A 10,879-nucleotide genomic window follows, 5' to 3' on the forward strand; every position below is an offset into this window, starting at 1 on the left:
ACCACCTGATGGGCGCGCAGTCTCGCGAGCTGCACGTTCGTAGTAGCGCAGCGTGTGCGCCGTCACCCCGGTCGCCGCGCTCAGCTGCGCGACCGTGAGACCTGCCACGTCCTTTGCCATGTCAGCAGGCTAGGAGTTCGACCCCGCTCGAAGTCAAACGCCATGCGTCGACGACCCCAGCGCCTTCCTACTCGAACTCCGAGCCGCGGGCCGAGTCGGACGGCCCGCCGCGCAGGCCGGGTCAGACGGCCTCGAGCACGCTCACGTAGTTCGCGATCGCCACGCCGCCCATGTTGTGCACGACGCCACGGCGCGCGCCCGGGAGCTGGAGCGCCCCGGCCGAGCCCGTCAGCTGCATGGCGGCGATGACGTGCTGCGACACGCCCGTTGCACCCACCGGATGCCCCTTGGCCTTCAGCCCGCCCGAGACGTTCACCGGCAGGCGGCCGTCGCGGTACACCCAGCCCTCCTCGACGGCACGCGCGCCGTCGCCGGCGGGGGCGAGGCCGATCGCCTCGTAGACGAGCAGTTCGGCGATGGTGAAGCAGTCGTGCACCTCGGCGAAGTCGAGGTCGTCGAGGCCGACCCCCGACATCTCGGTCGCGCGCTGCCACGCGAGGCGCGTGCCGGCGAAGGCGATCGGGTCGCGACGAGCCGCAGGCGCGTAGTCGTTTGCGGCGCCGAACCCGGCCAGGCGCACGGGCGGCGTGATCGCGGCGGAGGAGGGGCTCGTCGTGATGACGAGCGCAGCAGCCCCGTCGGAGATAGGCGAGCAGTCGGTGCGGCGGAGGGGCGCGTCGATCAACGGGTTCCGCTCCGAGACCGTGCGGCAGAACTCCACGCCGAGGTCCTTGCGCAGTTGCGCGTACGGGTTGTCGACCCCGTTGCGGTGGTTCTTCGCGGCGATCGATCCGAGCACGTCGCCCACCGGGCCGTGTCGTTCCTCGTAGGTCCGGGCGACCTCGGCGAACAGCCCCGTGAAGCCGGTGCGCGAAGGTCGCCCGGCCCAGTCGTAGTCGGCGCCGAGCAGGGCCGATCCCACCACGTCGGCTCCGGCATCCGTCATCTTCTCGGCTCCGATCACGAGCACGTTCCGGGCCGTGCCGGCGAGCAGGGACTTCACGCCCTGCTGGAACGCCGCGGAGCCCGAGGCGCACGCGTTCTCGACGCGGGACGCGGGAACGCCGTGCAGCTCGTCGGAGATCTGCAGCGCGAGCGACGACGGGAACGCGTGCGCGACCATCCCGGCGTTGTACTGCCCGAAGACGATCTCGTCGATGTCGCGCGGCTCGAGCCCGGCCGCCGCGATCGCGTCGCGCCCGACCCCGACGACGAGGCTCTCGAGCGTCTCGTCCTCGAGCTTGCCGAACCGACTGTGCCCCCACCCGGTGATGAGGATGTCGCGGCCGAACCGCTCCTCGACTCCGCTCATGCCGCGACCTCCGCCTCGAGCTCGACGCGGAACTCCGCGCCGGTGGTCGCACGCAGGTCGTCGACGGCGACCCCCGGCGCGAGTCGCCGGAGCGTGAGGCCATCGGGCTCGACGTCGAACACGGCCAGGTCGCTGATGATGCGGTCGACGACGCCCTTGCCGGTCAACGGCAGGCTGCACTCGCGCACGATCTTGGGGCTCCCGTCCTTGGCCACGTGCTCCGTGAGCACGATCACCCGCGGCGCGCCGGCGACGAGGTCCATGGCGCCGCCCATGCCCTTGACCATCTTGCCCGGGATCGTCCAGTTCGCGAGGTCGCCCGCACCCGACACCTCCATCGCGCCGAGGATCGCCTTGGCGACGTGGCCGCCGCGGATCATGGCGAACGACGTGGCCGAGTCGAAGATGCTGCTCCCGGGCAGGAGCGTGACCGTCTGCTTGCCGGCGTTGATGAGGTCGGCGTCGACCTCCTCCTCGGTGGGGTACGGCCCCATGCCGAGGATCCCGTTCTCGCTCTGCAGCACGACCCGCACGCCGTCGGGAAGGTTGTTGGCGACGAGGGTCGGGATGCCGATCCCGAGGTTCACGTAGTCGCCGTCGTGCAGTTCGGAGGCCGCTATGGCGGCCATCTCGTCACGCGTCCATGGCATCGGGGCCTCCTGGGGTCGTGTTCGTCGTCGTCGGTCGTCGGGGGGTCGTGGTGGGTCGCCGGGTCACGCGGCGGCGAGCCGCACGGTGCGCTGCTCGATGTCCTTCACGCGTTCGCGCGCCTGCACGAGCCGTTGCACGAATACACCGGGCGTCACGATGTGGTCAGGGTGGAGCCGGCCGGCGTCGACGATATGCTCCGCCTCGGCGATCGTGAGCCGCCCGGCCGTTGCGACGAGCGGATTGAAGTTGCGCGCGGTGTACCGGTACACGAGGTTGCCGTCGGTGTCGGCCGTGTGCGCGTGCACGAGCGCGACATCGGCCCGGATGCCGCGTTCGAGCACGTACGTGTCGCCGTCGAACTCGGCGTGCGGCTTGCCCTCGGCGACCTGGGTGCCGACTCCGGTCTTCGTGTAGAAGGCCGGGATGCCGGCGCCGCCCGCGCGGAGACGCTCGGCGAGGGTGCCCTGCGGCGTGAACTCCACCTCGAGGCGGCCGGCGAGGAACTGCTCGGCGAACAGCTTGTTCTCGCCGACGTAGGAGGCGACGACCCTGCTGACCTGGCCCGTCTCGAGCAGCAGCCCGAGCCCCTTGCCGTCGACGCCCATGTTGTTCGAGACGATCGTGAGGTCGGTCGCACCAGTCTCGCGCACGGCCTCGATGAGATCCGACGGGATGCCGCAGAGACCGAAGCCGCCCACGGCGATGGTCATCCCGTCGGCGACCACCTCATGCAGTGCGGCCGTCGCGGACTCATACCTGCTCGTCATCGGATCTCCTCGTCGAGTCGTTCGTGGCGTCCACCTTGTGGACGGCTAGCCGTCAGTCAGAACCGTATGCATCGGCTCTTCGGGGATCAACCCGATGGCGCATATCGGTCACACTCTGGACACACGTCGAGCAGGTGTCCATAATGTGAGACGATCCGAGGAGAACCCATGACCACAGCGCCCGCCGTCCCCGGCACCCAGGTCGTCGGTCGGGTGGCGCAACTGCTGCGCGTCGTGGCGCGGAATCCCGACGGGTGCCCGCTCGCCCAGCTCGTCGCCGAGTCGGGCCTCACCCGCCCCACGACGTACCGTCTGCTGGCCGCGCTCGCCCGCGAAGGACTGCTCGACCAAGACCGGGAAACGGGCGCGTGGCGGCTCGGCCCCGAGGCGATCATCTGGGGCACCGTCGCCGCCGCGCGCTTCCCGTTCGAGGAGGTCGTGCGCCCGTCGCTCCGGCGCCTGTCGGAGGCGACCGGTGAGAGCGCGTTCTTCTCCATCCGGCGCGGCGACGAGACGGTCTGCCTGATGCGCGAAGAGGGGAGCTTTCCCGTGCGCTCGTTCGTGCTCGCCGAAGGCGTGCGCTTCCCGCTCGGCGTGGCCTCCGCGGGCATGGCGATCCTCGCCTTCCTGCCCGAAGCCGAGCAGGAGCGGATCGTGGTCGACGACGCTGAGCGCGTGCGACGCTACGGGGAGGCGCACGCCGCGACATCCGTGCGCGAGGCTCTCGCCCGCACCCGTCGCGATGGCTACTCGGTGAACCCCGGCCTCATCCTCGAGGGCAGCTGGGGCATGGGCGCCGCCGTGTTCGACCGAGCGGGCGCGCCGTCGGCCGCCCTTTCGCTCACCGGCATCGAGCCGAGGTTCCGCGCCGAACGCCGCGCGGGGATGGGACGCGCACTCCTGGACGAAGCGCATACCCTGCACACCCGCCTCGCGCAGCGGAACTGGTGAGGCGAACCGGCGCCCGCGCGCCGGGTAGTCGTCGAGCGACAACCTGCCCGCGACATCCGCGTGCCGACCGGCGAGGAGGACCGCGGCGCCGGCCGAATATGTGTTGAGTACCGGCCGAAACGGCCTGATCACATCAAGTCCCGGCTCCACCCAAAGCCCACAAAACCCCCGGCTGACCGGGGGTTTCACTGTAGCGAGGGCGGGACTCGAACCCGCGACACCACGATTATGAGCCGTGTGCTCGTATCGATGCGAGGGATCGACGCTCGTCTCGTCTGGGAGCCGCGTAATCTCGGCCATCCTGATTCATGCAACCCTCACCTCGATCACGGTGCGAGCGGATCAAGTGTGGTCAAAATGTGGCCAGCTAGGGCCTCGAGCCAGACTGGAGCTGGAAGCCCGTGCGACGCAGGCGCGATCGGGGTTCTCGCCATGGATCCATCCCTGCGCCGGTCGTGTAATCCCTGCTCGGGAAGCTCAAGAGCGCCGATACCTCGACGCCGCACAGTCCGCGATCAACCGTCGGGGGTACCGCCCCGGGTCCGCGTAGCGACCACGCAGAAGCCCCCGGATGAACCGGGGGCTTTGTCGTGGCAACGATTCGTCTCGCAATATCGATCACTGCCGATGGGGCCTGCGCCACCGAGCGGGCAGTTTCCACCCATCAATCCAATGCCGCAACGGCCGTGGGAAAGCGCGTCGGGTGCCCTGCCATAATTGCGAAGGTCGCCGGAGTGGATAGACATCTTGTCGATGCCGCCGCTCCCATGCGTAACCGCGTGCGTCGACGAACCTGATCCAAACGTAGTCGTCATCGGTGGGATGCACCTGGTGCACAAGAGGGATCGACGTCCAAGTCCATTCGGACATTGGCTTCAGGATGTCGATTGAGTCACCATCGAACGCTCCGTATCGGAACACCGCGATTTCCACGTTGTGTATGGGACGAGTGCTGTCGTTCCTCACTAGGATTCGCGCGCATAGCCCAGGGCGCTCCTTCGAAGGTTCCAGCATCTCGAGCGCGAACCAGACCGCGGCCGCTTGCGCCGCGGTACGGGAGCGTGCGGCTACGGCGAGTTGAGTTGCGCCGTAGAAGACACCGCCAGCTGCTACCGCCGCCGTCACCCATGTTGGGACGTCGCCCCAGTCGATCGAGGACACATTCCCGATCTTGACAGTGGCGGCGCTGAACATCACTACCTCGTGACCGCGAGGCGAGGAAGTGGGCCGGTTTAGTCCGAGAAGAAGCCTCGCTGATTGAGCGGATCTCATGCTGACGGCGCTCACTGAAGTTCCCCACTTTCGCTCGTTGAAGGTCCCCACCCTGGGTCGCTCCGTCGCATGAGGCGGGCCTCCCTTGATGCTGGTGGTCTCTGACCACACACCAGCTTCCGAGGGAGGCCCGTTCCTCATGCTTTCAGAGAGGAGCAGCGTGGATATCCACGCTCTGAAACGGCAGGGGATGACGATCAGCGAGATCGCCCGCCGCACTGGCCATGACCGCAAGACGATCCGCGCGTACCTGAACGGTGACCGCGTCCCGGGGGTGCGCAGGCGCGCGGTCCCGGACGGGTTCGACGAGTTCGTCGACTACGTGGCCGCCCGGCTGGGTGATGACCCGCACCTGTGGGCTGTGACGTTGTTCGACGAGCTTGTGCCGTTGGGCTACACCGGGTCGTACCCGTCGTTGACGCGGCAGCTTCGGGACCGCGGGCTGCGGCCGGTGTGCGCCGCGTGCGCGCACGTCACGGAACGCCCCAACGCGGTCATCGAGCATCCGCCTGGGGAAGAGACCCAGTTCGATTGGCTCGAGCTGCCCGACCCGCCCGCGGGGTGGGGATTCCCGACGAAGAAGGCGTTCCTGTTGGTCGGGTCGCTTGCGCACTCCGGGGTGTGGCGGGCGGTGATCTCTCCATCGATGGACCTGCCGCACCTGCTGGCCGCGATGACGGCCCTGCTCGCTCTGCTCGGCGGCGTCACGAAGGTGTGGCGGTTCGATCGGATGACCACGGTCCTGAAGGCCGGGACGGACGACCTGACGCCGATGTTCGCCGCGTTCGCGAAGCACCATGCCGTGCAGGTGGTCGCCTGCCGGCCAAGGTCCGGGAACCGGAAGGGTGTGGTCGAGAAGAACAACCACACCGCCGCCGGACGGTGGTGGCGCAACCTTCCTGACGAACTCACCCTCGAGCAGGCCCAAGCGAGCGTCGAAACGTTCGCCGGGCGGCAGGACCAGCGGCGCCGCGCGAGCGAAACCGGGTCGACGACCGCGGCGGCCATGTTCGCCAACGAGCGGCTGCGCCCGCTGCCGCCGACGGTATTCCCGGTGATCGTGACCGAGGAACGCACCGCAACCCGGCAGGCGCTGATCGACTGGCACGGCAACCGGTACAGCGTCCCACCCGAACTCGCCGCCGCCAAGGTCACCGTCCGGCAGCGGCTCGGCGCCGACGTGATCGACATCGCCACCGCATCCGGGACGATCGTCGCCCGGCACCAGGTCGCCCAACCCGGGCTGGGCGTCACGGTCCGTGACACCGGCCACGTCACCGCGCTCGAACAGATCGCGATGGCGTCGGCGCCGCCTGGACGCCCGCACCGGCGCAAGGAACGCATCCCACCAGGGCCCGCCGCACTGCGTGCCGCGGCGATCCTCACCGGCACGCAGCAGCCCGCGACCGTGATCAGCCTGGCCGCGTACGAGCAGGCCGCGAAGAACAGGAACACCCTCCGATGACCACCACCACGAAGACCGCAGCGACCATCTACCAGCAGCTGCGGAACCACCTCGTCGACCTCAAACTCGCCGACGCCGCCGACGCCCTCCCGAACGTGCTCGACCAGGCGGCCGCGGAAGGCTGGTCACTGACCCAAGCCCTCGAGCAGCTGCTGCGGATCGAGGTCACCGCGACCGACGCCAGACGCCTGGCCGGCCGGTTCCGGTTCGCGAACCTGCCCACCGGCGCCACCCTGAACGACTTCGACCTGGACGCCGCGTCCGGCATCGACACGGCGCTGCTGGCCGAGCTGGCTACCTGCCGCTACATCGACACCGCGACCAACGTGCTCCTGATCGGCCCGCCCGGCGTCGGGAAGACGCACATCGCGACCGGACTCGGCCACGCCGCCGTCACCGCCGGCTACCGGGTCTACTTCACGTCCGCCGCAGACCTCGCAGCACGCTGCCACCGCGCCGCGATCGAAGGCAAATGGGCGACCATGATGCGCTTCTTCGCCGGACCCACGCTGCTGATCATCGACGAACTCGGCTACCTGCCACTGCCCGGCGAAGCCGCCTCAGCACTCTTCCAAGTCATCAACCAGCGCTACCTCAAGACCTCGATCGTGCTCACCACGAACCGGCCCGTCGGAGCCTGGGGCGAGATCCTCGGCGACACCACCGTCGCCGCAGCCATGCTCGACCGGCTCCTGCACCGCTCCGTCGTCATCACCCTCGACGGCGCCTCCTACCGACTCCGAAACCACCACGCCGCAGCCGACGAACTCCGCCGCGCAACCACCGGCACGAACCTGCGCTAACCTGACCCCGCGACCTGAGGACATTCGACGAGCACAACTGAGGAAAACCACTGAGCGCCGTCAATGCCGAATGTCGGTGGCCGAGCCTACACTGTGCACGTGCTCCGGGGGGCCCGATGGCGGCACGTTCGAACGAGTAGATGGGAGCCCTCATGGGCAACAGCAACAACCGGCACGTCGTGCCGAACTCAAATGGCGGATGGGACGTTAGGGCCCCGGGTGCCGGGCGCGCATCGGCACATCTGCCGACGCAGGCGGACGCGACTGATCGCGCACGACAGATCGTCTCCAACCTGGGCGGTGGCGAAGTTCGGATTCACGGGCGCAATGGACAGATCCGCGACTCAGACACCGTGGGCCGAGGGAACGACCCTCACCCCCCGAAGGACAAGAAGTAGGCGGCTATCAGACAGGGTAATCCGTCCAGCAAAGACGGCGGCCAGCCGCAGGCCCTGACAGCCTAAGAGGTCCCCGGCGGATGTCGGGGACCTCTTCATGTGCGCCGCCCTCGGGGCTCACTGGATGATCCCTGAGTGTGCCGACTTCGCTCGTTGCGACCCGATGTGCCTGGTAGGGGCCGGGCCAGCCAGTGACTACACGATGGAGTGCAGAGTCCGCCTTGGGGGTGCCGCGCGCGAGATTAGGAAGCGGCTTTCTGAGATGCGATTCGTTGAGCGACTGGCCTTGCTAGAGGGAGCCGATCCCAGACAGACTCGAGGATCGGATTGTGGGCCACGCTGTTGGGCGGTGTGTCGAGTGCGTTGCCAAGGGGCCATGTGCGCTTCTCCGGGTCCGATGCGATCGCCCTCAGCTGCTCCATCGCCTCCGGCCCATCAAGAGTCATGAGGTGCTCAAGGTCACGCAGCGACCCAAGAAGTGTTGGGGTACCAGACGCCAGTAGGTTCGAGTGCGATAACGAAAGGAGGTAGAACGGCTCAGCTGTGATGATCAGACCGATGACCTGTCTACCTCCCGCCAGCGGGGCGAACGACTGGTGCCCCGACGTGACCAAGTCTGCGCTGCGCTCAATCTGCCTCTTCGCTTTGAGGATGTCGCGTTCGAACTGCGCGTCTAGCGCCTCCTGACCAAGCCGGGCATCCAGCGAAGCGCGGGCTGCTTTGCACTCGACGATAACTAACGTGTCGTCGCTCATCATGAACCAGTCCGCGCTCAACTGACCGTTGTCGTATCGAATCTCAGGGATCAGTTCATAATGTGGAACGCCGAGCCTCAACTGCCTCCCTACGTATTGCTCCACTCTCAGTCCCAGGTCACGGGTAAACGCACCACCCCAGGCGTCGCGACCCCGGTGGTAAAGCACTGCTGGCGCCACTGAGTCATAGATCAATTCGGGTACCGGTGCGAACACGCCTTCGTTCGTCGCGACCAACGGAGTTCGGAGCAGCGGGTTGTAGGCAAAACGGCGGTGCGAACTGCTCGACAACGGCACCGATAGCGCGGCTGCCTTCAGCTCTGGAATCGTGCGAGTCAGTCCGTGGACGACCGCGTTCAGCGCCTCGGTAAGACCGAGGATCTCCACAACCTCCGGGAACCCAAGGTCCGATCTCGTCCGGTATTCGCCTTCCGACCGCATGGTCACGGTGTGGATGATGAACGAGGCAGTGACCATGTCCGCGATCGAAGCACCGAGGACGTCACTCCATGGCCAAGTCCGCGCCCCGACGTAGTCGTCCTCAAGCAGCGCAATGGAGCGGAGAATCTCCTCGTAGTGCGACTGCTGGTACGGGAACTGCTCGTACACGATGGGTGTAAGGATCGACTGCACGTTGTCACCCAGAGGATCGAATGCCTCTGAGAAGAGATTGAACAGTCTTGCCAGGGCCCGTTCAGTGAGTTCGCCCCGCCGAAACTCATTGCTGGAAACGATGCACTCTCGCACCATGGACGCCACCGCCCACGGTGGACGCATCGCCGGCTTAAGTGTCACGTCCCACCCTCCACGGGATGCCGCTACGCGAGCAAGTGACTTCACCAAGTGGCTCGGAGCATAGCTGCGAGTGGCCTGGACGAAGTCGGCAAACGCTGGGGTCCGTCGACCGAATGTGCTCACTCCACGATGCTAGGTGAGGGCGCGACGGCGCTCGGGTGCCGACCTTCGCAGTTCGCGCGTGGGAGCCAAGGTCGAATAGCCTGCGGATCATGGCGAGAGCGGTGGTCCCAAGCAGTTGGCTTCCCGCGCACCAAGCGCAAGCTCTCTATACGGCCGCCCACATCGACTCGACCATCGAGCAGCTCGGGGACGTGCTTCACACGTATCTCGGCAAGGACCCCCTTCAGCTTCGGCCGCGCCTTACCCAGACGGTAGAAGAGGTCGTGCTTGTGGGCATCACGCCGCTGCCGCAGTCCGTGCCGCGTCTCTTCGCCGACGCGCTCAATCAATCGCGGAACATGCTTGAACATGCGCTGTTCGCGGACGTCGTGCATCGGCTCGAGCGCGAGATGACAGAGAAGGAGGCGAAGGCGCTTGAGGTACCGGCTGCAAGGTCGAGGGAGGCGTTCGAGCAGTGGTGTCGCCATCCAGTCCGGCGCTCGCTGGGTGTCTTCGATTACGGTGCCGAGCTCACCCGGCGATTGGAACGGTTGCAGCCCTATCAACGCAAAGACAGCGATGAGCACCCGCTCCGCCTGCTTGTGGAGCACACGAACCACGCGAAGCACCGTGAGCCGGCCGTCGCATTCTGGGCTATCACCCAGTGTGCTCTCGTCGCTACCTCCGTTGATCATCGCGCGGCGCTTGCTTCATGATGGCAGCTACCCGGGCACTCGTGGCCGGCCAGCCGAGCCTCCACGCTCGGGGCTCCGAGTGTCACGCACGTCAGAGTGACGATCCCTCGGCGCGACATTTCCGTGAGGCGTCCAGTGGCGCTCACAGCACTTCGTCACGAGTCCGCAGCTGGCGTCTGAACGATATCCAACTCCGCCTCGATGGGAGTCTCCAGAATCTGTATCCCCGCGAGCTCACACGCCTCGCGGCCCGACGTCTTTCGAACCGACGGGTGGGAGTCGCCGTCGACATCGCCAAATAGGGCCACCGCGACGCAGCCGGGTGTGAACCTTGGCTCGTATTGAACACCCTCGAATCCGTGGTCATCGAACGCCGTGGCCCACTGACGCGGCACATCATATGGCGTCATCACCCCCAGCTCAGAGGTAACGCCGAACCTGGCGGCGTGACGATCCTTGAGATCCGCGAGCCGCTGTCGAGTTATCGCTATCAGCGTCCACAACTCGAATTGGTCCGCCGTCCCGCGCGGAACGACCCGATAGGGATACCCGTCTAGCCCGAGATACTCGAAAATGGCAGCCTCGGCATCATCCGCCAAATACCACGTTCCGCGTGGGCTCTCCAGATTGAACCGACCATCCGCTCCGGACGCATAGTGCTCCGGAGACGGATACCCGGCCTTCTGCGCCCGGTAGAGTGTGACATCACGCATTTGCGCTTGAGGGAACCTGGTCAGGTCGACTCCCTCGGCCGGATTCTCCTGGGCAACTCTTTGACGAATCGGCTGCATCG

At 66.9% G+C, this 10,879-nt stretch carries 10 protein-coding genes and 1 tRNA gene; 5 read left to right on the plus strand and 6 right to left on the minus strand.

What is annotated here, in order from left to right:
- Positions 1-241: 241 nt before the first annotated feature.
- From EZM51_RS18200 to EZM51_RS18210, 3 genes are all read right to left on the minus strand, one after another.
- Positions 242-1,432, minus strand: coding sequence for an acetyl-CoA acetyltransferase (locus EZM51_RS18200; RefSeq protein WP_136709732.1), 1,191 nt, complete (start codon positions 1,430-1,432; stop codon positions 242-244).
- Positions 1,429-2,082 carry a CoA transferase subunit B gene (locus tag EZM51_RS18205; RefSeq protein ID WP_136709733.1) on the minus strand — a complete coding sequence of 218 codons (654 nt, stop codon included), beginning with the start codon at positions 2,080-2,082 and terminating at the stop codon, positions 1,429-1,431. Before EZM51_RS18205 ends, EZM51_RS18200 begins: the two co-directional genes overlap by 4 nt.
- Before the next feature lie 63 nt (positions 2,083-2,145).
- Positions 2,146-2,850 carry a CoA transferase subunit A gene (locus EZM51_RS18210; protein ID WP_136709734.1) on the minus strand — a complete coding sequence of 235 codons (705 nt, stop codon included), beginning with the start codon at positions 2,848-2,850 and terminating at the stop codon, positions 2,146-2,148.
- Positions 2,851-3,018: 168 nt separating this feature from the next.
- Here EZM51_RS18210 and EZM51_RS18215 point away from each other — a divergent pair, with 168 nt between their 5' ends.
- Positions 3,019-3,801, plus strand: coding sequence for an IclR family transcriptional regulator (locus tag EZM51_RS18215; RefSeq protein ID WP_136709735.1), 783 nt, complete (start codon positions 3,019-3,021; stop codon positions 3,799-3,801).
- A gap of 191 nt (positions 3,802-3,992) precedes the next feature.
- Here the strand turns inward: EZM51_RS18215 and EZM51_RS20705 are convergent.
- Positions 3,993-4,128, minus strand: a tRNA-Ser gene (locus EZM51_RS20705).
- Between the two features lie 1,084 nt (positions 4,129-5,212).
- Between EZM51_RS20705 and istA the strand changes: the two genes are divergently transcribed.
- The 3 genes from istA (at position 5,213) to EZM51_RS18230 (ending at position 7,739) form a co-directional block, all read left to right on the plus strand.
- Complete coding sequence (gene istA, locus EZM51_RS18220) at positions 5,213-6,538, plus strand: IS21 family transposase (RefSeq protein ID WP_136709755.1); 1,326 nt, start codon at positions 5,213-5,215, stop codon at positions 6,536-6,538.
- Entirely contained in the window at positions 6,535-7,341 is an 807-nt protein-coding gene (gene istB, locus EZM51_RS18225) for an IS21-like element helper ATPase IstB (protein ID WP_136709736.1), read from the plus strand. Before istA ends, istB begins: the two co-directional genes overlap by 4 nt.
- A gap of 152 nt (positions 7,342-7,493) precedes the next feature.
- Positions 7,494-7,739, plus strand: coding sequence for a DUF2188 domain-containing protein (locus EZM51_RS18230; protein ID WP_136709737.1), 246 nt, complete (start codon positions 7,494-7,496; stop codon positions 7,737-7,739).
- 242 nt (positions 7,740-7,981) lie between these two features.
- Here EZM51_RS18230 and EZM51_RS18235 read toward each other — a convergent pair whose 3' ends face one another.
- Positions 7,982-9,289 carry a hypothetical protein gene (locus EZM51_RS18235; RefSeq protein ID WP_136709738.1) on the minus strand — a complete coding sequence of 436 codons (1,308 nt, stop codon included), beginning with the start codon at positions 9,287-9,289 and terminating at the stop codon, positions 7,982-7,984.
- A 212-nt stretch (positions 9,290-9,501) separates the two neighbouring features.
- On the opposite strand from EZM51_RS18235, the gene EZM51_RS18240 reads away from it, so the two are divergent.
- Positions 9,502-10,107 carry a hypothetical protein gene (locus EZM51_RS18240; protein ID WP_136709739.1) on the plus strand — a complete coding sequence of 202 codons (606 nt, stop codon included), beginning with the start codon at positions 9,502-9,504 and terminating at the stop codon, positions 10,105-10,107.
- 134 nt (positions 10,108-10,241) lie between these two features.
- Here EZM51_RS18240 and EZM51_RS18245 read toward each other — a convergent pair whose 3' ends face one another.
- Complete coding sequence (locus tag EZM51_RS18245; protein ID WP_248305735.1) at positions 10,242-10,877, minus strand: RES family NAD+ phosphorylase; 636 nt, start codon at positions 10,875-10,877, stop codon at positions 10,242-10,244.
- Positions 10,878-10,879: the final 2 nt, after the last annotated feature.

This window comes from Agromyces sp. H66, from assembly GCF_004959775.1.
GTDB lineage: Bacteria > Actinomycetota > Actinomycetes > Actinomycetales > Microbacteriaceae > Agromyces.

What these genes read in the sequence shown, in the direction of transcription:
- EZM51_RS18200 (WP_136709732.1), bottom strand. Translation starts at nt 1,432, where the DNA reads ATGAGCGGAGTCGAGGAGCGGTTCGGCCGCGACATCCTCATCACCGGG.
- EZM51_RS18205 (WP_136709733.1), bottom strand. Translation starts at nt 2,082, where the DNA reads ATGCCATGGACGCGTGACGAGATGGCCGCCATAGCGGCCTCCGAACTG.
- EZM51_RS18210 (WP_136709734.1), bottom strand. Translation starts at nt 2,850, where the DNA reads ATGACGAGCAGGTATGAGTCCGCGACGGCCGCACTGCATGAGGTGGTC.
- EZM51_RS18215 (WP_136709735.1), top strand. Translation starts at nt 3,019, where the DNA reads ATGACCACAGCGCCCGCCGTCCCCGGCACCCAGGTCGTCGGTCGGGTG.
- istA (WP_136709755.1), top strand. Translation starts at nt 5,213, where the DNA reads ATGCTTTCAGAGAGGAGCAGCGTGGATATCCACGCTCTGAAACGGCAG.
- istB (WP_136709736.1), top strand. Translation starts at nt 6,535, where the DNA reads ATGACCACCACCACGAAGACCGCAGCGACCATCTACCAGCAGCTGCGG.
- EZM51_RS18230 (WP_136709737.1), top strand. Translation starts at nt 7,494, where the DNA reads ATGGGCAACAGCAACAACCGGCACGTCGTGCCGAACTCAAATGGCGGA.
- EZM51_RS18240 (WP_136709739.1), top strand. Translation starts at nt 9,502, where the DNA reads ATGGCGAGAGCGGTGGTCCCAAGCAGTTGGCTTCCCGCGCACCAAGCG.
- EZM51_RS18245 (WP_248305735.1), bottom strand. Translation starts at nt 10,877, where the DNA reads ATGCAGCCGATTCGTCAAAGAGTTGCCCAGGAGAATCCGGCCGAGGGA.